Origin of the sequence: Alteromonas sp. MmMcT2-5 (assembly GCF_022348315.1) — a bacterium.
Classification (GTDB): Bacteria; Pseudomonadota; Gammaproteobacteria; order Enterobacterales; family Alteromonadaceae; genus Alteromonas; species Alteromonas macleodii.
This window is the reverse complement of record NZ_JAKRFB010000030.1, coordinates 31371-53241: the sequence shown is the minus strand read 5'-3', so window position 1 is coordinate 53241 and position 21871 is coordinate 31371. Positions and strand designations below refer to the sequence as shown.

The following is a 21871-nucleotide window of genomic DNA, read 5'->3' as shown; positions in this document are numbered from 1 at the left end:
GAAAACTGCACTCAAATGGTACAGCTCCATAGTCGACGGGGCCTGGACCGCAGGCACATGGAATTAAATTCGTGGGGATCCCTCAGACTCTGACCCCAATTTTCAGATGAGCTCTGCAACACTCTTTAAATAGGCTTTTTGAAGTGGTGTGAAATCCCACTCATTCAAAGCTTCATTAAATTCAAAATTGCCCACACGACCTCGCCAGCGTTCACTGGGTACTGCCGGCCAATTTTTCATATACACCAGCTTTCCATGAAGGCAGTGCAACACTTCAATTTGTGGTGATTTGGTATCGGCGTAAGTTACTTTCTCAGAGACAATAGCGCCTTCTTCACAATCTTGGTCGAAAAACACAAAGCCGCGATAGCTGCCGTTTTCTGTAATCGTAATGAGCGATGCATATTCTTTGCTCTTAGATACTTTTCTCAGCGCAGGCAAATAGCCATCGACTCGTTTTATTTGAAGCCCCTGAGATTTGTTGTGCCATTGCCATCCTGAGCTGCCCATAAAAGAAAGCTCGTTATTTTTATCGTTGAAATGGCTTAATGTTTCAAAGGTTTTCCAAGACGCAAAAGTGATAATGCACAGCATTAAAAAACCAGTAATGAAGATGAGTGGCTTTGCCATGTCTCAAGCCCTTTGCATTAGACAAACGTTTGTCTCTTTAGTTACAGACAAAGATCTAAGCTAGACTTTCATTGCAAAAAAGTAATACGCAGAGAGACAAATGTGCTGTGACCTTAAAGCGTCCTTGTGCTGGCTTAATAACAGGCGAGACGCCGCTTAACGCTTACCTGACATTAAATACAGCGACCTAAAAAGCCTCGCGTATTCATTGTCTCGATGTCACCACATCAATACATCCTAAGCATGAAACTAATTTTGGACAATGATTCAGTAATTACGATTAGAACTATCTATTTTGTTTACTTTAATTGTTTTATTAAATCAGCGACTATCTCTTTAAACGAAAAGCGTAATTAACACCATTTCTTTAATCACACACTGACACCCAATTTTAGTAAGACTAAAAATCGGTGAGAAATAAACAGAAGGAATTCGCAATGAGTAAGTGTCCATTTTCAGGTGCAGCTATAAAACCTACTACGCTAACGTCTAGCAATGGTGCGCCCGTTGCCAATGATAATCAGAGTCGAACAGCGGGGCCACGCGGGCCGGTGACTTTCGACAACCATTATTTGTTTGAGAAGCTTGCGCACTTTAATCGCGAGCGAATTCCAGAGCGCGTAGTTCACGCAAGGGGCAGTGCTGCGTATGGCACCTTTACGCTAACTAAAAGCTTATCTGACTACACGATCGCAGACTTCCTGCAGAAAGAAGGGCAGAAAACCGATGTGTTTTTGCGCTTTTCTACCGTAGGTGGTGGTCAGGATTCAAGTGACTATGCCCGTGATCCTCGTGGTTTCTCAGTGAAGTTTTATACCGAACAGGGAAACTGGGACATGGTAGGAAATAATACCCCGGTATTCTTCTTACGAGATGGCATCAAGTTTCCTGACTTCATTCACAGTCAAAAGAAAAACCCGCGTACGAACTTGCCGGATCCGCAGGCCGTGTACGAGTTTTGGGCGAACAACCCTCAGTCATTACACCAATCGACAATCTTGATGTCTGATCGCGGTATTCCACTTTCATATCGTCATGTGAATGGCTATAGCTCTCATACGTTGAGTTTCTGGAATAACGCAGGCGAACGCTATTGGGTGAAATGGCACTTTAAAACTAACCAAGGTATTAAAACGCTAACTAGCGAAGAAGCGGCAAAGATGCCTGCTTATGGCGCTCAGCAAGACTTGGTCGAAAGCATTGATAACGGAGAATTTCCATCGTGGACCGTGAATGTGCAGATTATGACTGAAGAGGAAGCGCGTAATTACCACATTAACCCGTTTGATCTAACGAAGGTGTGGCCTCACAGCGACTTTCCATTAATTGAAGTAGGGCAGTTGGAGTTAAACCGTAATGTTGATAACTACTTTGCAGAAACTGAGCAAGCAGCGTTCGCGCCGAGCAATTTGGTACCGGGTATTGGTGCGTCGCCAGACAGAATGCTTCAAGCGCGACTAATTGGATATCAAGATGCGCACAGATACCGTATTGGTGCAAACTACAACCAAATACCGGTAAACGCGCCGCGTTGTCCAGTGCACAATTATCAACGAGATGGAGCCTTTGCGGGAATTAACCCAGCACTTGCAGGAAGTGGAGCCAACTTCTATCCAAATAATCGCGCGCGAGTTGGTGAGCCGGCTGAAGCACCAGAGGTTCAAGAGCCGCCTATGCCGCTAGAGCAAGACGCATGGTTAGATATTTACGATAACCGTGACGAAGATAACTACTCACAGGCCGGTGACCTTTACCGCATTATGAGTGAAGATCAAAAACAGCAGCTGGTAAACAACATTGCTGACGGCTTAAGCCAAGCTACTAAGGACGTTCAAGAGGCAATGTTCGTTCAATACGACCTAGCTGATAGCGACTATGGTGAACGGGTGAGAAAAGCGGTAGCAAATAAATAGTAATTGTGGGGGAATCAGAGTTAATTAATGAAAATTACTCTGATTCTTTGTATTCGAGAAATATTTACAATTTTAAAGGTAAGAAAGCCTGAATATTTTGAAATAAGAGTCACGGCAGCGATAAAACGCATTTCCTTTCATTAACTATAATCAGCCTGTAAGCCTTATGGGCTGCGTGATAGCTAATATCAAGTCTCAAATAGGCCCATGGTTTGCTACTAGAATACTGAACGACTTTGAATGATGAAATAAGGAGATACATTATGTTACGTTGGGCTTTAATATTTTTAGTTGTCGCATTAATTGCTGCGGTTTTAGGATTTGGTGGAATCGCTGGCTCTGCAGCGGGTATTGCCAAAATTATATTTGGTGTTTTCGTTATTTTACTGATTATTTCAGTTGTCATGAATTTGGTTAGGGGCAAAAGTTGAATCACTGCCTGATCTAAACTTCATATTACGAATAGAAAAAGACAGCTGTTAGTCGTTTGGTAGTAGGCGGCTGTTTTTTATCTTTAGCCACATCAGCGGACAAAACTAATGGAGGCTACCGTGAGTAATAAACAGTTCATTACGAACGTAGGCATTGGACTCGCCGCAGCGTCTGCAGGAATTCTTGCGAGAAAAACGCTGCAAAAGTCTTGGGAAAAGGTAATTGATCAACCTGCATCTAAAGATAAACAAAGTGAAAATACAGACCTTAAAGAAGCCGTTACTTGGGCTGTGGTGTCTGGCATTGGAGCAGGTCTTGCACGGATGGCTGTTCAATATGCACTGGACAAGCGTAATCCAAAGTAGCACAACAAAGTTGTGCTGTTGAGTTGCTATACGGGCGAAAACGTGCAGGCGAATGGCTTGAAGCGCACGTTCTTTCCAATTGTTCCAAGTAAAACGGTTACTAATTTCGTGCTGATACAACGTATTCTCTAAGTAAGTATTGTTAGCAAACAGAATCACGTTGTCACGATGCCGCAACAACGTGTTGACTCACACATACTGATTAAAATAATCGGTAACCTTAGGCCATAAATGGTGACATTTACGGGAAAAAAACTTCATGTGACCTATTTCTTTTACGTCACAGGCCTGTGGATCTAGCTCCTCAACTTCTGCTTCCATATTGGGGAAAACGCTAATCATATCGTGAACGTTATGAATATTAGCAATATCGTCGTCGCTGGCGAGCAGCCATTTAGAAGGTATCTGAATGGTGTTGTAGTGGTGCTCGTTAACATCACTGCCAAAGCCTGTTTTTACGTAGCCTTTACCGTTACACCATTTTTGCCACTGGCGGGCCACTTTTTTAGGTAGTGGCTCTCCCATGCCTACCCACTGAGATTTAGTATGGCCGAACAGTAAATTACTCACGGGAATGTAGAAATTCATGAAGAAATGGGCTTTTAGCAAATAGCTTTTACGCATGTTTCTCAGACTGCCCGAAGAGCTACCAAAATTACAAAAGGCAGTAAGGTCGTGCACATTATGCATCAAACCCAGCAGCTGACCACCTGCACTATGACCAACAAGAAAGTAGGGGACGTTAGGGAAATGAATTTTCAATGTCTCTAGCACCGCTGGCATATCTTGCTCGCCCCATGTTACCAACGTCGCATCGCTTTGTTTAACGCTGCTTTTTACCGAACCGCCAATACCTCTGTTATCGAAGGTGATAACACCAAAGCCTTGTTCACATAAATAGGCGGCAAAAGCGCTGTAGAATTGCCGTTTTATACCCGTTGCAGGGCCAATCATAACTGCAGCTTTAGGGGAAGTGGTTGGAGAGAAAAGGGAAGCTGCAAGCGGCGTGTTATCCGCACAGACAATGGTGATATCTTCTACTTGGATGCTAGTGGCGGTAGCGTATTGCTTTGAAGTGCTCGACATGGAAAGTCTCGTGAACTCATCTGGTCAAACCAGTAAACCTTTTGCATGAATAAAATGCAATATTTTGACTATTTATTTTGCTGATAATTGGCGCTAAGCGAAAAGGTATGTGCGCTGAACACGCAAATGCTATCGCGTAGCTGGGATAAGTACGCCATAGCATGCACGCTTTAAAAAAGATTTCCTCACACGTTCAAAGTGAACACCTTAGAATTACGCTGGAAGTTATATAGCTCTTTCTTCACGGCAGGTAGCGCACTTATGTCAGCAGGTTCAAACCCTTGCTCTAAAAACCAGTGTGCGGTAACTGTGGTCAGTACAAAAATTCTGTTAATACCGGCTTCTTTAGCACGGGCGCGCACTTCATCTAAAATCCGTTCGCCACGGTTTTTGCCTCGATAGTCTTGATGGGTTGCCACGCAGGCTAACTCGGCACAGCCGTCTTCAGGGTATAAATACAAGGCTGCACAGGCGATGATCATGCCGTCGCGCACTATCACTATAAACTGGTTAATTTCGTTCTCTAGACGCTCACGAGAACGCTTTACCAATACGCCGCTTTCTTCTAGTGGTTTTATCAGCTTTAAGATACCGCCCACATCTTCGATGGTCGCTGCACGCAGTTGTTCATAATGATGTTCCATTACTAACGAGCCCGTACCGTCGCGAGTGAACAGCTCTTGAAGCAAGGCGCCGTCTTTTTCAAAGCTGATGCAGTGGGCACGGGGAACACCTGCAGCAACGCTGGTGGTAAGGGCACTTAACACCGTATCTTCGGTGGTAATGTCGCCTGCCATGATAAGCTGTTCTAATTGAGGGCGTTCAATGGTGCGAAGTAAACGACCTTCGCGGTTGTATACACCATCAAAATTCGAAAATACGATAAGTTTGTCAGCTTTAAGGGCTATAGCCGCCTGCGTAGCTACATCTTCGTGAGATAAGTTAAACACTTCTCCCGTTGATGAATAGCCCATAGGCGATAGCAGCACAATTGAGCCATCGTTTAAATGATCGTTAATGCCGGTCGTATCAATACGACGCACTAAACCGGTGTTTTCAAAATCAACGCCGCCTCGCACGCCCATTGGCTTGGCAACGACCAAGTTGCCCGAGCACACGCGTATTTGCGAGCCGTGCATAGGTGAGTTTGGTAGCCCCATAGTCAATAAGGCTTCTACCTGAGAGCGTACCGAGCCGGCGGCATCTTTAACGCACTCAAGGGTTTGTTTGTCGGTAATGCGTACACCGCTTTCAAAGCGACCTTCGATGTTGCGAAGGGCAACGCGCTGATCAATCTGTGGGCGGGCACCGTGCACTACGACCACGCGCACGCCCAAGCTGTTAAGCAGGGCAATGTCGTGAATAATATTAGGGAAATTAGGATGTTCGATGGCTTCGCCACCGAACATCAATACGAAGGTCTTTCCCTGGTGAGCATTAATATAGGGCAGTGAACTGCGAAACAGTTTTATGCCGTCATGATGCGCTAATACCATCTAAGCAGTTCCTTGTCGCTACCCTTGCTTATCCAAGTCTTCCAGCTCTTGATACAGTGCTTTCGTCACGGTTTCTTTGCTGGTGCCGCCCAAGATATTGCGTTGATTCACGCCGTACTCTAGCTGTAGTACCGGGTATACGTCGTCTTCAATTTTATCGCAAATAGCCTGCATGTCGCTTAGTGGTAAATCTTCAATGGCACAGCCTTTGTCAATGGCCTGAAGCACAACTCGTCCTGCAATATCGTGGCCTGTTCTAAACGGTACACCTTTACCTACCAGATAATCGGCAAGTTCAGTGGCGTTAGAGAACCCTTGGGTTGCCGCAACACGACAGCGCTCTTCGTTTAACTGCAGTGAATCAAGCACTTCGCTGGCAATACATAAACAAATATGCCACTGATTAACCGTATCGATAGCGCCTTCTTTGTCTTCTTGCATGTCTTTGTTGTACGCAAGTGGAAGGCCTTTCATGGTAACCAATAGTGCCTGCAAAGAACCAAACACACGGCCACATTTGCCGCGCATTAATTCAAGCGCATCAGGGTTTTTCTTCTGCGGCATAAGCGATGAACCAGAGGTTACACTATCGCCAAGCTGTAAGAATCCTGCTTCGCCAGAGTTATAGAAAATCATGTCTTCGGCAAGACGTGACAAGTGCATCATGCTAGTGCTGGCTACAAATAAAAGCTCTAGCACAAAGTCTCTGTCCGACACAGCGTCTAGGCTGTTAAGGCATGGAGAATCAAAACCCAGTTCTTCAGCAATGGCGTGACGGTCTACAGGGAAAGTAGTACCTGCCAATGCGCCTGAACCTAAAGGGCACTGATTCATGCGTACTTTCAAGTCGTCTAAACGGCTTAAGTCACGCTTTAGCATTTCAACGTAAGCCAAGCACCAGTGTGCAAAGTGAATAGGCTGTGCACGCTGTAAGTGGGTGTAACCTGGGATTATCGCTTCTTGATGACGGCTAGCGGCATTAAGAAGCGACTTTACTACACCTAAAACATCAGCGCGAAGTGAGGCAATATGTTCACGTACCCACAAGCGAAAGTCGGTGGCAACCTGATCGTTTCGGCTACGCCCGGTATGAAGCTTACGACCAATGTCACCAAGCTTCTCTATAAGCGCTGCTTCAACAAAGCTGTGAATGTCTTCTTCGCTAGATGCGTTAAAGTCTAGTTCACCTGCATCAGCTTTCGCTTTTAACTCGCTCAATGCAGACTCAAGCTGGGCTTGTTCATCAACGGCCAATACGCCTGCTTTTTGCAGCGCACGCGACCAACTGATAGAGCCTTGAATATCTTGGCTTGCCATAACTTGGTCAAACGGCAGCGAATCGTTAACCTGTTTAAACATACTACTTGCACCGGATTCAAACCGGCCACCCCACAACGCCATGTGATGCTCCTTAAATGCTGTTCTGATTTAAGCTTTACTTTTGTAGGTAAAGCTTATTGTTCACCTTGTTTTTTCAGTGCTTCAATACGACTTGAAAGGCTGAACAGGCGGATAAAGCCTTCAGCGTGCTTCTGGTCGTAAACATCGTCAGCACCAAAGGTGGCAAAGTCTTCAGAGTAAAGGCTGTTCGGCGATTTACGCTGGGTAACCGTAGCTTGGCCTTTATAAAGCTTAACCACGATATCGCCTGTCACTTTCTTAGCAAAAGACGCAGCGCCAGCAAGCAGTGCATCGTTAAGGGCAGTGAACCAACGGCCGTCGTACATCACGTGTGAGAACTCAAGACCAATCTGCTCACGGTATTTAAGCGCAGCTTTATCTAGCACCATAGTTTCTAGGGCTTTATACGCTTTAAGCAGTACGGTGCCTCCTGGGGTTTCATAACAGCCGCGTGACTTCATACCTACAAGGCGGTTCTCAACAATGTCGATACGTCCAACACCATGCGCCGCAGCAACAGTATTAAGTTTAACTAGCGCTTGATACGGCGAGAGTGCCTCACCATCAACATGAGTCAGTTTACCTTCGTCAAAAGACAGGGTTACGCGCTCTGGAGTATCAGGTGCATCTTCAGGATCAACGGTCATGGTCCACACTTGCTTGGTAGGCTCTTGCCATGGATCTTCAAGCTCGCCACCTTCGTGTGAAATGTGCCATGCGTTTGCATCGCGGCTGTAAATTTTGGTTGCTGATGCCGTGGTTGGAATATTGCGCTCAGCTAGATAAGCCAATAGATCTTCACGGCTTACCATGTCCCATTCACGCCATGGCGCGATTACCGTAAGGTCTGGGGCTAGGGCAGCAAAGGTACTTTCAAAGCGGACCTGATCGTTACCTTTACCTGTACAGCCATGGCATAGTGCGTCGGCACCTACTTTGCGCGCAATCTCAACTTGCGCTTTGGCGATGACCGGGCGTGCCATTGACGTACCCAGTAGGTATTCACCTTCGTAAACTGCACCAGTAGTAATAGTTGGGAAGATATATTCGCTTACGAACTCTTCTTTCAAATCAACAATGTGGCATTCGCTTGCGCCAGATGCGATAGCTTTTTCATGAAGCCCTTCTAGTTCTTCATCACCTTGACCCACATCTGCTGCAAACGCGACAACTTCACAGCCATAGTTTTCTTTAAGCCATGGAATGATGGCTGATGTATCAAGCCCGCCTGAATAGGCCAGCACGATTTTTTTAACGTTTTGCATCTAAATAATCCTTCTAAGCGTCTTTTTAGGCGTCTTTTTAAGCGTTAAGTAATTGAGTAAGAATGGCGTTTTGGCCATGCATTCTATTTTCGGCTTGCTGCATTAATAGCGATTTATCGCTATCAATCAACGAGCCCGTAATTTCTAAATCGCGATGGGCAGGTTGGCAGTGCATAACGTAGCTAGCACCGGTTGCATCCATCAACGCTTCGTTCACCTGATAAGGCATGAACTTTTCTTTGATCACTTCAAGTGGCGTCTCGTCACCCATTGAAAGCCATGTATCTGCATAGATAACGTCTGCGCCGTTAGCAGCACTAAGCTCAGTGCTTTCAACAATCGATACACCCGTTTTCTCGGCAATCGCTTTGGCTTGCGCCACAATTTCAGGTGCCGCTTCGTGCCCCTCTGGCGTGACTACAACTTGGTTGCAACCTAGAAGCGCCCCAACAATTAACAGAGAATGGGTTACATTGTTGCCGTCGCCTACATAGGCCATGGTAAGACCTTCGGTTTTGCCGAAGCGTTCAAACATTGTGAGGTAGTCGGCAAGGCCTTGGCATGGGTGGTACTTATCGCACAGCGCATTGATAACCGGCACGTTTGCCGCCTTAGAAAAGGTTTCTAGCGTATCGTGAGAAAATACGCGAGCAACAATGGCGTCAGCCCAGCACGCAAGGTTAGCGGCGGTGTCTACTGCGTCTTCACGGCCCGCTAATTTGCCCGACTGCACATCTAAATACACCATGTGGCCGCCAAGCTTGTTGATACCAATATCGAAGCTAACGCGGGTTCGCAAAGACGGCTTTTCAAACAGGGCAACAATTGACTTCCCCGCTAGCACGTTGCTGTAACTTGCTGGGGCTTGTTTAATTTCTACAGCCAATTGCAGCAAGTTTTTCATTGCGTCGGGTGTCCAGTCTGCAAAGGTTAGTAGGTCCTGTTTCATTGTACTTCTCCGGCGTTGCCTTTTGTAAAGTCGGTGTGGGGTAAATCAGCGTTTTTTGACGGTGTATTTGTCAGGGCTGAGGGCAGTATTTGCGTGCCCGTTTTCTTATCTAAAATGTCGTTGATGTCGGCGGCCCAACTCGCGATGTAAACTGCGCGGCCTAAATTCTCTGCAGACGCGAGTGCCGCATCCACTTTTACTTTCATCCCGTCGGTGATAACGCCTTCATCTGCGTACTTCGATATGCTTGCTGCGTTAAGTTCGCTAATAAGCAATTTGTCGCCATCAAGCACACCGTCAACATTGGAAAGGAGTAAAAGTTCAGCGTTAAGAAGCTCGGCAATAACCGTTGCGGCTTGGTCGGCGTTTACATTTAGTAATCTGCCTTGTGGGCTTGAACCAATAGAACTGATAACCGGTAGTGTTGACTGGGCTAATACGCTTTTTAGAAATGATGCGTCTGCTGTCGACGGCACGCCCACGGCACCATACTGGTCAGCTAGAGGCTCACACACCACCATATTACCGTCTAACAACGACAAACCAACAGGGGTTAAGCCTGAAGCCAAAGCCGCTGCGCATAGTTGCTTATTGGCAGAGCCTGCAAGCGCTCCGCAGATATAAGGCATATGTTCATCGGGCGTAACCCGAAGGCCATCTATTTTTGTGCTTTGAAGACCAAGACTCGCCATTAGCGTTTCCACTAATGGTCCGCCTCCGTGAACCACTACGACGGGGCGTGTGGCCTGCACGTCTTTTACGCTTAGAAATAAACGTGTCATTGCGGCGGTGTCGTCGAGTAATGCACCGCCAACTTTAATTACAATTGGTGAAACACTCATAGTACTAACCCTGTCTCTACTGGTTGTTTCGTCATTATGTTAAGGCACTGTATTGCCTGAGAGGCAGCACCTTTCATTACGTTGTCGATTGCAGCGGTAATCACTGCGTATCCAGATGCTTCATCTAACTTCCAATGCAGATCAACAAATGGGGTATGAGCAACGTCATCAATTTTTGGAAAACTCTTGCGCAAACGCACAATGGGTTTATCAGCATAGGCGTCAGTGTACGCTTGTTCAAGTTGTGCGCTGGTGGTACCAGCTTTAACCTTAACGGTTACGGTCGCCAAAATTCCTCTTTTAAAATTACCTAAGTGCGGCGTAAAGATAACGGGGGTACCCAAGTAAGCTTCAATTTCAGGGGTATGACGGTGACCTAGCACGCCATATGCCTGCAGACTAACTTCAAAAAAGCTTGTGGTTAGGCTGGCTTTCCTACCTGCACCCGATACGCCGGAAACAGCGTTAATTACGGGGCGTACGCTTTCATCTAGTAAATTGTTGTGAGCAAGAGGTTTAAGTGCACTAAGGCTCGCAGTGGGATAGCAACCCGGCACAGCGATAACGTCGGCAGAGGCAATTTGCGCTTCGTGCCACTCGGCAAGGCCGTAAACAGCTTGAGCCAAGCTTTGCTCTTGCGTATGTGGAAAGCCGTAGAACTGTTCGAAGACATTGGTGTCTTTTAGCCTGAATGCACCCGACAAATCGAGCACTTTGGCTTTGCCCGAAGATAGGACAGGCATCCAGTCGTGGCTCGCCTCGTGCGGTGTGGCAAGAAAGATAAAATCGACACCGTCAGCCATTTCTTTTAATGCCGCATCCGAAATAGGCGTCAGTGTGGCATTAACGTGAGCCAAGTTGCCGTGAAGCTCTGCAATATTTTTACTCGCATCGCTACTATTCTCAGATACGTAAGTCCCCGCTAATGCAAGTTTAGGGTGCTGAATAACTAACTGAACAAGTTGTGCCCCTGTGTAACCACTGGCACCAATAATCGAAACGCTGTACATAATTAAAAATTCAATAAAAGGAGAAAAAAAAACACTTTTTACCTTTGTAAACTGGTTGGGCGTAAATCCTTGCCTAACCGCTACCACATTACAAAGGTAAAAAGTGTGCTACCGCAAAAGCATAGAAAGGCGCACGCATCGTCGTACGCTATGCATCGTGTAGCCAGCCAGGGGAGAGGTAAACTCTTTATCGTTGCCAGTGGTTGAACCAACAACGCGAGTTGGTTGTGTCATCATCAATTCCTATCAAGTCGCAACTCAAAATTATGAGTTGGATGCTTTAACCGTCGACTAGTGTATCTAATCTGAATGTTTATGCAATAAAAATGTATAAATATTTTATTGGGTGGTTGCGGCGACTACGCCACAAAAAATATAACTAATAATATATTTATAGTTGTGACAGTAAGTTGACAAGTTACGCAATAGAACTGAATATTTATACTCACTGTATGGCATGGTTGAGTGGAAATGTTTACCAGTAATGCACGTCGTTCATCATTAATGCGTGATATGACTAGTTACAGTGTCTAACCATGCAAAGCTGGTAAATTGTTACCGTATGTCGACAGTGGCCGTGAGTATTGGTTGTTAGGATTAACTCGGAAAATAAAATGGGCAAACTTACCTTGGCGCTTGTTGCGCACGATCATAAAAAGCCTGAGCTACTTGCTTGGGTTAAGCAGCACATTGATGTGCTCAAACAGTGTAATTTAGTGGGAACAGGCACAACAGGCGGTTTAATTGCCAATGAAACGGGGCTAGAAGTTACGCGCTACAAAAGTGGCCCGCTTGGGGGCGACCAGCAGATAGGAGCACTCATCGCTGAGAATAAGCTAGATGCACTTTTCTTTTTCTGGGATCCGCTAAACCCAGCGCCTCACGACCCTGACGTTAAAGCGCTGCTACGACTGTGTTCGGTATGGAATGTACCAGTTGCCTGCACACCCGCCACAGCTGACCTAGTAATAACGTCGCCGCTTTTTCTGTCACCCGACTACAAGCCAGTTAAACCGAATTTTTAAGATTGGTTAAATCAACGGCCTTGTAGTTTGGTGGGCAGAAGCTGGTCTTTAGGTTAATTGAAACCTCGTTGAACGAACTGGTAGGCAGCATCTGCTGCCTTGTTGGTTATTCCGGTGGTTATATCATCAGTCTGAATAGATGCGGTGGCATCACTCGCCTGCGTTTGTGGCGCACCTGAAATGTTAGCACTTACCTTACTGTCGATGCTTGGATTGCTAAAAACTGACGCGAGTAAAGACTGCCCCATCGACCACATATTGTTTGAGATGCTTTGTCCTGTCACATTCTCTACGGTCAAATCGATAGCGTTATACATTAATCCGCCTATTCCGCCATATAAAAAACTTCCCGCCAAGCTTGCTGCCGCGGCCGTGTGATTTGACGTGGTTGCTTCATAAATATCCGAAACTATGGGTAGGTGATTTGCAATATTTAACGCATCAAATCCGTCTTTAAGATCAAGCCCATCGTCTCCGAAAGCGCCGGAATACAAATTATCGAAGAGTGTTGGAGTAGTATCACTTTGATTATTGGCAGCCGCGTTGCTATCACCATTTCCCAGAACGCTAGTAGTAGCATTTACGGACGTATCATTGTTGGTAACTAGCGATTGAAATACATTGTTTTGCAATGCATTTAACAGCGTGCCTTGCATGGTGGCAATTGCATCATCTGATAAAACCCCATTGACGCTACTCGTACCAGAAAGCAAAGATAATGCGCCTTGAACATCGCTGGCTGTGCCGGTAAGTATATTAGATTGTGTTGAGAGATTAGCTTCGCCTGATATTTTGCTGTCGATTGCATCAGCTTCATTCGGTTGATTCTCTATTGCGAGTAACGATGCGAACAAAGACGGCAAAGACTGGCCGCTGGTTGCCGCTTCATTGGCTACTTCCGTTGAATTTGCCGATTTACTTTCAATGTCAGCAGTATGTAAACCAAATTTTGAAAGTAGTGCGCTGACGCCATTTTCAGCAGTGTTAGTTGTTGTGTTTTCTAAGGCCATAACATCCCCTTACCCGCAGGCATATATTTGATTTGTAAAGGTTTTGCAAATAAGTCAAGTGAACGAGATTTCTTTTAATTTGTTCGTTTACACTTGCTCCTGTTAGGTCATGGATGGCACTTAATTTACACACTGCATAAAAACTAATACTGAGCAATGTCATGAAAGTTCGATGCCATATACACACACTAATCGCAATCTTTACACTTGGTGGTTGTGCCCAAACACTCACTGACGAAGAACAGGTTGTTCAAAGTAGCCCTACCAACCCAAATGTGTCGCAACGAGCTGTAAAGCCTGTTGAGGAAGAGCCGTCGCCTGGCGATCCCCGTTACTCACCCCCTAGGATGGAGCCAACGTCGACCTTGCATGTACCCACGGGGTCGCTATTTAATCCTGAGCACTCTGTAGGGCTTTATGAACGCCACGCAAGCTTCAAAGTGGGGGATATGATTCTAGTTAAGCTTGAAGAACAGACGCAGTCGGAGAAGTCGCTCGATTTTAATACAGACAAAAACACATCCTTTGATTTGTCTCCCGTCACACTAAAAGTGGGGGGAATTCGAATTGACGAAGATGACGTTGAGGTGGAGCACGAACAGGACAGTGAGTTCGCCAGCTCTGCTAAAACTAAGCAGTCAAATTCGATGAGTGGCAGCATTACCGTGTATGTTACGGGAATAACGCCGGCAGGGAATTTACTGGTAACGGGTGAAAAGTGGATAATGATGAACAGAGGAAAAGAATACATTCGCTTTTCAGGAGAGGTAAGAAAAAAAGATGTGGATGAAAGTAATACCGTATTGTCTTCAAAAGTCGGCAACGCGTTAATTGAGTATAGCGGTACGGGTGAGCTGCAAGATAATCAGCAGCGAACGGTGATTGGCAAGCTGTTTTCAATATTTGGATAAGCGCGATGAAAGGCACTATTTTGCCAAGCTTACGCATCAGTCTTACTGCTTTGCTGGTACTACTTCCTTCTTTGGTTACTCAGCACGCATGGGCTCAATGGGTACAGGGTGAAGCTACAATGGCACTCGCTGGCGCAGAACTTAGCGACGTGAGAACCAGCGCCATACAAAATGCCATTGCTGACGCGGCTTTTCGCAGTGGCAGTACCATTTCCGCGCAGGATATCACGGTAGACGGGCTACTCCTATCCAGCAAAGCCGAAATTCGTTCTCAGGGCAGAGTTCAAAGAGTAGAGATCATAAGCGAAACACTCAAAGACGACGCGCTTACAGTGGTGGTGAATGTAAACATTACGCCTCTGTTCAATTGCACTAACAACGGACTTGCCCATCGCATTTTAGTGACAGAATTTCCTTTAACATCACCCCAACAGGCCGCGACTGGCATGCTCTATTCATTTGGCAGTCACGTGTCTCAACGATTTGCTCAGCAACTCAACGGTCTTTATCAAAGTGGAGATGTAAGCCAGATTCCTGTTTCTCTTATTAACGCTAACACCTGGTTAACCTCCAGTTTGTCAGACATTGATTTAACGGCTATGTCGACCTTTCTGCGAAGTGAATATGGGCAGCAGTTTGTGGTATTCGGGTTTGTAAAGGACATTTCTCTTTTCGAACAGGTGTCGCAGGCTACCTCGGTATTTGAAACTGATGGTGTTGCGCTTCGCCGGAATTTTACCGTTCAGGTTTACGTGCTCGACACTTTCAAAGCCAAGGTGATTTTTAATGATAGCTATCACAGCGAGGCCGATTGGCCCTTTTCTCAACATTATTCGGTGGATATGAGCAACAGCTTGTTGTGGCGCAGTGATTTTGGCCGCATGGTCCTCAATACGGTACACGCTGCTATTACTGACATTCACGCGGCACTTCAGTGCGAAACGACTTATGCGCAGGTCATTGATATCTCGCCTGACTACATTGCTATAGATCTGGGTAAAAATAGTGGGTTAGCCGTGGGCGATGAGTTTTCATTGGTTAAGCAACGGGCGCTGCCTGCATTGGGCTTATCAAGAAAGCCGGGACTGTTTTCAACGAAGACTTTGACTTTGCAGGTGTACGAAGTTTCTGATGACGTCAGTTTACTCAAAGCGGAGTCAGGTAGTGATAGCGTACATATTGGTGATTTTGTCACGCCGTTAACTCTCTCGGCGAAACGTAGGCTAAAAGAAAGTCAGCAGGTTGGAAGCCAGCCATAAAAAAGGCTGGCCAAGGCCAGCACTTTTTACGGTGGGTTAGGGTGTTACTGAATACTAAGAACGCAGTAAGTCACGTAGCTTTCGACCTTCTTCGCGCTGCGCTTTTAACTCAGCTTGCTGTTCAGGCGTTAGTACTGCAAACATGGCCTGGCGCTGTTTGGCTTTTTCAACACCAGCACTGACAAGGTCGTCTTTGTACTGGGCAACAAGAGCGTTCCAAGAGTCTTGTGAGAAAGACGAGCTTCTAATCAGATCGCGCTGGGCATCCTTAAAGCTTCGCAACGTTTCTCTATTGGCTTTGGATGTACCCTTGAATGATTCACGAAGTTCAGCAAGATTTGCCAGCTGATCATCGGTCAGGTCAATGCCTTTAAACGGCGTGCCATCCCGCTGGTGATCTCTGTCGCCTCTTTCACCTTTACCGTGACCACGGAATTTTTTGCCTTTGCCTTCATCATCCATACGTTTTGCAAATTGTGACTTTTGCTCGTCAGACGCGTTGCGTCGCTTATCGCCTTTCGCCGCTCTTTTTTGATCTCTACTTTCTTCGCGTGCCAAGACTTTCGCTCGCTGCTCTTCACTTAGCACGTTAAAAATATTGTGGCGTAGTTGCGCAAGCGCAAAGTGTTTCGACTCACGCTCTTCAAGTTGAGTTTGTATAAAGGTGCTGATTTGTGCCTCAGAAGCAGTTTCAAAATCGAAACTTGGCTTCTCACTATCGTGATTTTCAGGTCGAGGGTTAGCGTCTTTAAATGCGCTTATGAGTGTTTTTATCTCTTCGCGTTGTGCGTCGCTTAAGCTTAAACCGCGAAGGTGTTTAACAATTTCTTTAACCGGTTCGTGGTGACGCATACCAGGGCCTGCTGGCTGAGCCAACGCAAGTCCACCTAAGCTAATCGCCGCTACAGTTGCACTAGCAATTAATAACTTTTTCATTGTCGTCTCCTTTTTGTTCGGACACGCTAATCCTAGCGTGATAAATACAAAAAGCAGTCAACACACTGTAAAGCTTCTGTAAAGGTGATGCCGTTTTGTAATTGTAAAGGTCTGAAAAGATATAGTATGCGTTTGTCAGTGTTTTTCGTTTAATTTAGACAAGACTCACCACAAGCGCAGGTTGAAGTTTATAAAAATTACAGGCACTTTCATGAATCAAAGGTCAGCAGTTCCAACCGTTAAAGAGTTTAATACCATGAGTTCAGATTTTCATTTGCAGTCTATCCTTGTTATTGATGATGACCTTGAGCTAACTGAAATGCTCTCCACGTACCTGTCGAGTATGGGTTATCAAGTGCAAGTGCGTAACGACGGCGAAGAAGGGTTATCTGAAGCTGTATCTGGACGACATTACGATCTTATTTTATTGGATGTGATGATGCCAAAGATGGATGGCTTCGATGTGTTGAAAAAACTTCGTGTCAGCCATAGCACGCCTGTACTTATGTTGACAGCAAGAGGCGATGATTACGACCGCATTTTAGGTCTGGAAATGGGCGCCGATGATTATTTACCGAAACCGTTTAACCATCGTGAGCTGGTGGCGCGAATAAAAGCGATTGTGCGTCGTCATAATCTTTCCTCAACGGGAGGAGCGGTTGAGCAAGATTTATTTGTGAATGGCATCTTTTTAAGCCCAAGTAGCCAGCTCGCTAAAGTAGACGATGTGGAATTAACGCTAACCACAACTGAGTTTTTAATTTTGCGCTTACTAATGCTAAATGCCGCTCAGCGGGTAACGAAAGAAGAAATAAGCTTAAAGATACTCGGCAAGCCACTGCAAGCTTTTGACAGAAGCATTGATATGCATGTTAGCAACCTGCGAAAGAAAATCAGTGCAGTAGCCGTAGATGAAAAAATCAAAACCATCCGCGGAGTAGGGTACATGTTAATTGTTGGAAGCCATTAATGGTAAAACTGTTACGCAGCATCAGCCCAACGCGGGCCATCATGGGCCGCTTGTTTCTGTGGTTTTGGGCAACGTTCATTGTTACATCGCTTTTGGCCATTTGGGGAAGTCGCCTCTTTTTTGAAGACCTTCAAGTTGTGCAAATAAAGCCTCGCGAAGTAGAAGATTTAAATCAAGCCATTGAGCGGATGCAGCGTGGGCGCTTTCAGGACCTACCGTTACATGAGACGCTAGATCGCAATTCACGTGGCGTGAGAGGTCGACTGGTTGCGGTAGATATTCGCGACAACCGCCTTATTTCAGGTGGAGGCCCTCCGCTTCGTGACAACGATAAAGAAGATTTACTGCGTTTGGTAAATCAAACCTCCCCGATTGCAGTAAAGCGCGGCGCATTCAAAATTCTCGGCCCGGTTTTCTTCGAGCGAGACAATTCACGCTTTGCGCTTTTTGCGGTAAAGCTAGATATGCCCGAAAAGCAAACTCCTCCGGTTCTGCTGTTTTTGGCGATTGCACTTATTACTACCACGCTTTTGAGCTGGCTATTCGCCAAAACGCTGACCAACCCTATTTTGCACATTCAGGGTTCAGCAAAACGTTTAGCAAGCGGCGACTGGCAAACGCGGGTGGGCAAGGCTGCCAAGCGTCAGGATGAGTTAGGCCAGTTGGCGCGCGATTTCAATAAAATGGCTGAACAGCTCGAATCAATGTGGGGCGCACAGAAGCGATTATTGGCTGATGTCTCTCACGAACTTCGTTCACCCCTAGCGCGACTGCAAATGGCGCTAGGTCTTGCTCATCAGCAAAATGTAGACCCAGCCACGTTATCTCGTGTTGAGCGGGAGGCTGATCGTATGGAAGCGCTGGTAAGCCAATTACTTACTCTTAGTCGTGCTGAAGCTGGCGAAGCCAACATGCAAAAACACGCTTTGTCTTTAGTGCTCAACGATGTGCTGACCGACGCTAACTTTGAAGTGGCAAACAAAAACAAGCAGTTAAAAATTGACGATATACCTAAAAAAACGGTAGTCATTGACAGCATGATGTTTTGTCGCGCTGTCGAGAATGTTCTTCGCAATGCCATACGCCATAGCAAACTCGTCACACATATTGCGTTTAGCGAAGATGCGCAGCATTGGTGTATTCACATTACAGATGACGGCGACGGGTTAACCATTGAGGAATGTGAGCGTATATTTTCACCGTTTTACAGGGCAACTCTTGCCAGAGAGCGCGAGTCAGGAGGCGTAGGCTTGGGCTTATCCATTGCAAAAGCGGCAGTTGAGTTGCATCATGGACGCATAATCGCTGAACCTGCTGAGCGCGGTGGGCTACGAGTTACTATGTCATTTCCGAAGTTATGATTGGGAACGTTGATAGCACTCCGTAGCCTAATAAAGAGCGCAATTTGACTGTAATAGGGTATTTATGAACTGGACGTTCACGTCTGAAAATAACTTAGCCAGCACTTTTGCCACGTATATCAATCCCTTCTGGCAAAACAATGTTACTCAGGGCCACTTCTCTGGGAAAGACAATATCAAGGTACGCTTTGCGCACTGTATCCCAGAATCGCCGCGAGCTACCATTGTAATATGCTCTGGTCGAATCGAATCTTATTTAAAGTACAAAGAGTTCATTTACGATCTCTATCAAAATGGTTTCGCCGTATTCATCTTAGATCACAGAGGCCAAGGTTTGTCAGACAGGATGACCCGTGACCCTCAGCATGGTTATGTTGCCGATTTTGACGACTACGTTGATGACTTCGTTATGTTCGTAGAAACTATCGTAAAGCCACTGCAGCAAGGCCCGTTACAGTTGGTATGCCATTCGATGGGGGGCGCCATTGGTGCACTCACGCTGCTGCGTCTTCCGAATTTGTTTTCAAAAGCCGTTTTAGCTTCACCCATGTTTGGCATTAAACCGGCTCTGCCCAATTGGTTGGCGAATGGCTTAATTCGCACAGGCCTTGCGGTAAACAGGATGAAAAAGAAAGATGCGGGGTACTTTTTTGGTCAAACCCCGTATATCGCGTTTCCTTTTTCACTTAATAAGCTCACCCACAGCAAAACCCGCTATTCCCTATTTCGTGAACTGTATGACGAAGAGCAGGATATTCAGCTTGGTGGCGTGACTACAGAGTGGTTGGCAGCGGCGCATCAGGCTATGAACAAAATTGAAAGTAGCGCACGCGCTATTACAACGCCCTCGCTTGTATTAAGTGCAGACGATGACGCGATTATTGATAATAACCGTCAGCGCCGCGTGGCTCAGCTTATGCCAAATGCAAAACTTGAAATAGTGCCCCGCGCTTACCATGAGCTATTCACCGAGTCTGACGACATTCGCGAGCGCTCTGTGGCGCGTATTCTCGACTTTTTGACAGAAGACCCGTCTACATAAGTGCAGCCAAAGCTAACATTTAGTTAGGTAATCATACTTAAGAGCAGCGCTTTCTATTTCACAGGTAATAAAAGTGTGTGCAAGGGTGATGAAGAATGGCGTTTCGGTATAAAATAAACGAGTTGTTAACTGTGAAGGTAATTTAAAAAAGCATGCTCGATATCGTACTCTATCAGCCAGAGATCCCGCCAAATACGGGAAACATCATCCGCTTATGCGCAAACAGTGGCTTTACGTTGCACTTAATCGAGCCCTTGGGTTTTGAATGGGACGATAAACGCGTTCGACGCGCAGGTTTAGATTATCACGAGTTTGCTCACGTAAAGCGCCACGCCAATTTAGACGCTTACCTAAATGATGCTAAGCCAAAACGGGTATTCGCTTGCACAACGAAAGGCAAAGCATTTCACAGCGATGTGTCTTATCAAAAAGGCGATGCGTTAATTTTCGGACCGGAAACCCGAGGTTTACCAGACGACTATATTCAATCGCTTCCCCCAGAGCAGCGTGTTCGCATCCCTATGTTGCCAGACAGTCGTAGTATGAACTTGTCTAATGCAGTATCGGTATTTGTGTATGAAAGCTGGCGTCAGTTTGGTTACGAGGGTGCTCGTTAGTACTTTCTTTAACGCTTACTGTTTTGCTAAAAACTCTTTTAACCATTTAAATCAAAAGCTTATTCAGCCTTTAAAAATGTCTGTAAAGATAGCGTAAATGTAAAGATTGTCTCTCGTGGCGAATCTTTACATTCGCTATATTGCATTCAGTTTTTTTTATGGATCGAATGCTTTGAAACTCCCTCTACCCATTAAAGTACTGCTCATTGCAATTATTGTGTTTGTGCCTGCTTATGCTGTTTATGCATGGCTATACTCACCTCAGACAAATACCGAATATCTCTTTCAAGATGCAAAGATACGAGACATCGAATTAAATTTGGTGTCTACAGGTCAGCTTGAGCCCAAGCGCTACGTAGAGGTAGGCGCGCAGGTTTCAGGTCAGGTAGACAATATTCACGTAGAAGAGGGGGATATTGTTAAAGAAGGCGATTTGCTGGTAGAGATCGATGCCCGTGTATTTGAAACACAAGTACAGAACTCTCAAGCGGCGCTGGACAGCAAAAAAGCACAGCTGGCTCAGCTGCGGGCAGAGCGAGAACTCGCCGAAGTGAGAGCGCAACGCAATCAAAATTTGTTTAAGCAAAATGCAGTCAGCCAAGATGTAGTCGTAAGCAGCGATACAAACCTTAAAGTTATCGATACCAAGATCACGGCGAGCATCGCACAGATTAAAGCCGACGAAGCCTCGCTGGAAGGGGATATTACTAAGCTCGGGTTTGCAAAAATATTTGCGCCAATATCCGGAACCGTAGCGACCTTACCGGTGCGTGAGGGGCAAACCCTGAATGCCAATCAAAACGCCCCCGTGTTGCTTCAAATTTCCGATTTATCAGTAATGACCCTACGCGCAGAAGTGTCTGAAGCCGATGTGCAGAAAATAAAGCGCGGCATGCCAGTCTATTTCTCTACCTTAGGCGATAACAAAACCTTTTACCACTCTACCGTTCGTCAAGTGCTACCTACACCCACTGTACTTAATGACGTAGTGCTATACCAAGTGCTAATCGATGTTGAGAATCCTGATCGCACGTTAATGGACGCCATGACTACCCAAGTGTTCTTTGTGCAAGAGCAGGTGAAAGGCGCGCTTTCTGTGCCGTTAGCGGCAGTAAAAGGACGAGCTCGCAATCAATTCGTGATGCTTAAACAGGGCGATGATGTGGTTCGCACGCCAGTAAAAGTAGGCATAAAAAATAGAACCCATATTCAAATTATAGAAGGCCTATCAGAAGGTGATGAAGTGGTTGTGGGTCTAGCAGACGGCACCGCTATGCCGGCCGCGGGTATGCGCAGAGTGCCGGGTGGGCAGCCGCCATCAGGCCCACCGCGCCGCCGTGACGGATTCTAA

The 21871-nt window shown here is 46.0% G+C and carries 21 protein-coding genes; 11 read left to right on the top strand and 10 right to left on the bottom strand.

Annotation, left to right across the window (positions count from 1 at the left end; genetic code table 11):
* Positions 1-102: 102 nt before the first annotated feature.
* The gene (locus MHN09_RS13585; RefSeq protein ID WP_239241073.1) at positions 103-630 is read right to left on the bottom strand and encodes a hypothetical protein; all 528 of its coding nucleotides are present in this window, start codon (positions 628-630) and stop codon (positions 103-105) included.
* A 437-nt stretch (positions 631-1067) separates the two neighbouring features.
* Here MHN09_RS13585 and MHN09_RS13580 point away from each other — a divergent pair, with 437 nt between their 5' ends.
* From MHN09_RS13580 to MHN09_RS13570, 3 genes are all read left to right on the top strand, one after another.
* Positions 1068-2543, top strand: coding sequence for a catalase (locus MHN09_RS13580; RefSeq protein ID WP_168533880.1), 1476 nt, complete (start codon positions 1068-1070; stop codon positions 2541-2543).
* 263 nt (positions 2544-2806) lie between these two features.
* Positions 2807-2974: a DUF1328 domain-containing protein gene (locus tag MHN09_RS13575; RefSeq protein ID WP_014978132.1), complete on the top strand. Its 168-nt coding sequence runs from the start codon at positions 2807-2809 to the stop codon at positions 2972-2974.
* A 120-nt stretch (positions 2975-3094) separates the two neighbouring features.
* A complete protein-coding gene (locus MHN09_RS13570; RefSeq protein ID WP_168533878.1) occupies positions 3095-3340 on the top strand; it encodes a DUF4235 domain-containing protein in 246 nt (81 codons plus the stop codon).
* Between the two features lie 189 nt (positions 3341-3529).
* On the opposite strand, the gene MHN09_RS13565 is transcribed toward MHN09_RS13570, so the two are convergent.
* The 7 genes from MHN09_RS13565 to argC all read right to left on the bottom strand — a co-directional run bounded on the left by MHN09_RS13565 (position 3530) and on the right by argC (position 11389).
* On the bottom strand, positions 3530-4426 hold the full coding sequence (locus MHN09_RS13565; protein WP_168533876.1) for an alpha/beta fold hydrolase: 897 nt from the start codon (positions 4424-4426) through the stop codon (positions 3530-3532).
* Between the two features lie 185 nt (positions 4427-4611).
* Positions 4612-5922 (bottom strand): amino-acid N-acetyltransferase, encoded by a 1311-nt coding sequence (gene argA / locus MHN09_RS13560; RefSeq protein ID WP_168533874.1) that lies wholly within the window; start codon positions 5920-5922, stop codon positions 4612-4614.
* 18 nt (positions 5923-5940) lie between these two features.
* A complete protein-coding gene (gene argH / locus MHN09_RS13555; protein ID WP_168533872.1) occupies positions 5941-7323 on the bottom strand; it encodes an argininosuccinate lyase in 1383 nt (460 codons plus the stop codon).
* A 53-nt stretch (positions 7324-7376) separates the two neighbouring features.
* Entirely contained in the window at positions 7377-8588 is a 1212-nt protein-coding gene (locus MHN09_RS13550) for an argininosuccinate synthase (protein WP_110289422.1), read from the bottom strand.
* A 37-nt stretch (positions 8589-8625) separates the two neighbouring features.
* Positions 8626-9537, bottom strand: coding sequence for an ornithine carbamoyltransferase (locus MHN09_RS13545; RefSeq protein ID WP_069943625.1), 912 nt, complete (start codon positions 9535-9537; stop codon positions 8626-8628).
* The gene (gene argB, locus MHN09_RS13540) at positions 9534-10379 is read right to left on the bottom strand and encodes an acetylglutamate kinase (protein ID WP_168533868.1); all 846 of its coding nucleotides are present in this window, start codon (positions 10377-10379) and stop codon (positions 9534-9536) included. Before argB ends, MHN09_RS13545 begins: the two co-directional genes overlap by 4 nt.
* Positions 10376-11389, bottom strand: a complete 1014-nt coding sequence (argC, locus tag MHN09_RS13535; RefSeq protein WP_014948053.1) for an N-acetyl-gamma-glutamyl-phosphate reductase — start codon at positions 11387-11389, stop codon at positions 10376-10378. The genes argB and argC overlap by 4 nt, the downstream gene beginning before the upstream one ends.
* A gap of 614 nt (positions 11390-12003) precedes the next feature.
* On the opposite strand from argC, the gene MHN09_RS13530 reads away from it, so the two are divergent.
* On the top strand, positions 12004-12414 hold the full coding sequence (locus MHN09_RS13530; RefSeq protein ID WP_014948054.1) for a methylglyoxal synthase: 411 nt from the start codon (positions 12004-12006) through the stop codon (positions 12412-12414).
* 53 nt (positions 12415-12467) lie between these two features.
* Here MHN09_RS13530 and MHN09_RS13525 read toward each other — a convergent pair whose 3' ends face one another.
* Positions 12468-13424 (bottom strand): hypothetical protein, encoded by a 957-nt coding sequence (locus tag MHN09_RS13525; RefSeq protein ID WP_239241071.1) that lies wholly within the window; start codon positions 13422-13424, stop codon positions 12468-12470.
* 161 nt (positions 13425-13585) lie between these two features.
* On the opposite strand from MHN09_RS13525, the gene MHN09_RS13520 reads away from it, so the two are divergent.
* Positions 13586-14335, top strand: a complete 750-nt coding sequence (locus MHN09_RS13520; protein ID WP_239241070.1) for a flagellar basal body L-ring protein FlgH — start codon at positions 13586-13588, stop codon at positions 14333-14335.
* Between the two features lie 5 nt (positions 14336-14340).
* The gene (locus tag MHN09_RS13515) at positions 14341-15594 is read left to right on the top strand and encodes a flagellar assembly protein T N-terminal domain-containing protein (RefSeq protein ID WP_239241069.1); all 1254 of its coding nucleotides are present in this window, start codon (positions 14341-14343) and stop codon (positions 15592-15594) included.
* A 54-nt stretch (positions 15595-15648) separates the two neighbouring features.
* Here the strand turns inward: MHN09_RS13515 and MHN09_RS13510 are convergent, their stop codons facing one another.
* Positions 15649-16530 (bottom strand): Spy/CpxP family protein refolding chaperone, encoded by an 882-nt coding sequence (locus MHN09_RS13510; RefSeq protein ID WP_239241068.1) that lies wholly within the window; start codon positions 16528-16530, stop codon positions 15649-15651.
* Between the two features lie 256 nt (positions 16531-16786).
* Here MHN09_RS13510 and MHN09_RS13505 point away from each other — a divergent pair, with 256 nt between their 5' ends.
* The 5 genes from MHN09_RS13505 to MHN09_RS13485 all read left to right on the top strand — a co-directional run bounded on the left by MHN09_RS13505 (position 16787) and on the right by MHN09_RS13485 (position 21871).
* On the top strand, positions 16787-17500 hold the full coding sequence (locus MHN09_RS13505) for a response regulator transcription factor (protein WP_039225152.1): 714 nt from the start codon (positions 16787-16789) through the stop codon (positions 17498-17500).
* On the top strand, positions 17500-18861 hold the full coding sequence (locus tag MHN09_RS13500; protein ID WP_014948060.1) for an ATP-binding protein: 1362 nt from the start codon (positions 17500-17502) through the stop codon (positions 18859-18861). The genes MHN09_RS13505 and MHN09_RS13500 overlap by 1 nt, the downstream gene beginning before the upstream one ends.
* A 64-nt stretch (positions 18862-18925) precedes the next feature.
* Positions 18926-19903: an alpha/beta fold hydrolase gene (locus tag MHN09_RS13495; RefSeq protein ID WP_239241067.1), complete on the top strand. Its 978-nt coding sequence runs from the start codon at positions 18926-18928 to the stop codon at positions 19901-19903.
* A 152-nt stretch (positions 19904-20055) separates the two neighbouring features.
* Positions 20056-20520 (top strand): tRNA (uridine(34)/cytosine(34)/5-carboxymethylaminomethyluridine(34)-2'-O)-methyltransferase TrmL, encoded by a 465-nt coding sequence (gene trmL / locus MHN09_RS13490; RefSeq protein WP_039225063.1) that lies wholly within the window; start codon positions 20056-20058, stop codon positions 20518-20520.
* A gap of 172 nt (positions 20521-20692) precedes the next feature.
* A complete protein-coding gene (locus MHN09_RS13485; protein WP_239241066.1) occupies positions 20693-21871 on the top strand; it encodes an efflux RND transporter periplasmic adaptor subunit in 1179 nt (392 codons plus the stop codon).

Coding starts and splice junctions, on each gene's coding strand:
- MHN09_RS13585 (WP_239241073.1), bottom strand. CDS start 630: ATGGCAAAGCCACTCATCTTCATTACTGGTTTTTTAATGCTGTGCATT.
- MHN09_RS13580 (WP_168533880.1), top strand. CDS start 1,068: ATGAGTAAGTGTCCATTTTCAGGTGCAGCTATAAAACCTACTACGCTA.
- MHN09_RS13575 (WP_014978132.1), top strand. CDS start 2,807: ATGTTACGTTGGGCTTTAATATTTTTAGTTGTCGCATTAATTGCTGCG.
- MHN09_RS13565 (WP_168533876.1), bottom strand. CDS start 4,426: ATGTCGAGCACTTCAAAGCAATACGCTACCGCCACTAGCATCCAAGTA.
- argA (WP_168533874.1), bottom strand. CDS start 5,922: ATGGTATTAGCGCATCATGACGGCATAAAACTGTTTCGCAGTTCACTG.
- argH (WP_168533872.1), bottom strand. CDS start 7,323: ATGGCGTTGTGGGGTGGCCGGTTTGAATCCGGTGCAAGTAGTATGTTT.
- MHN09_RS13550 (WP_110289422.1), bottom strand. CDS start 8,588: ATGCAAAACGTTAAAAAAATCGTGCTGGCCTATTCAGGCGGGCTTGAT.
- MHN09_RS13545 (WP_069943625.1), bottom strand. CDS start 9,537: ATGAAACAGGACCTACTAACCTTTGCAGACTGGACACCCGACGCAATG.
- argB (WP_168533868.1), bottom strand. CDS start 10,379: ATGAGTGTTTCACCAATTGTAATTAAAGTTGGCGGTGCATTACTCGAC.
- argC (WP_014948053.1), bottom strand. CDS start 11,389: ATGTACAGCGTTTCGATTATTGGTGCCAGTGGTTACACAGGGGCACAA.
- MHN09_RS13530 (WP_014948054.1), top strand. CDS start 12,004: ATGGGCAAACTTACCTTGGCGCTTGTTGCGCACGATCATAAAAAGCCT.
- MHN09_RS13525 (WP_239241071.1), bottom strand. CDS start 13,424: ATGGCCTTAGAAAACACAACAACTAACACTGCTGAAAATGGCGTCAGC.
- MHN09_RS13520 (WP_239241070.1), top strand. CDS start 13,586: ATGAAAGTTCGATGCCATATACACACACTAATCGCAATCTTTACACTT.
- MHN09_RS13515 (WP_239241069.1), top strand. CDS start 14,341: ATGAAAGGCACTATTTTGCCAAGCTTACGCATCAGTCTTACTGCTTTG.
- MHN09_RS13510 (WP_239241068.1), bottom strand. CDS start 16,530: ATGAAAAAGTTATTAATTGCTAGTGCAACTGTAGCGGCGATTAGCTTA.
- MHN09_RS13505 (WP_039225152.1), top strand. CDS start 16,787: ATGAGTTCAGATTTTCATTTGCAGTCTATCCTTGTTATTGATGATGAC.
- MHN09_RS13500 (WP_014948060.1), top strand. CDS start 17,500: ATGGTAAAACTGTTACGCAGCATCAGCCCAACGCGGGCCATCATGGGC.
- MHN09_RS13495 (WP_239241067.1), top strand. CDS start 18,926: ATGAACTGGACGTTCACGTCTGAAAATAACTTAGCCAGCACTTTTGCC.
- trmL (WP_039225063.1), top strand. CDS start 20,056: ATGCTCGATATCGTACTCTATCAGCCAGAGATCCCGCCAAATACGGGA.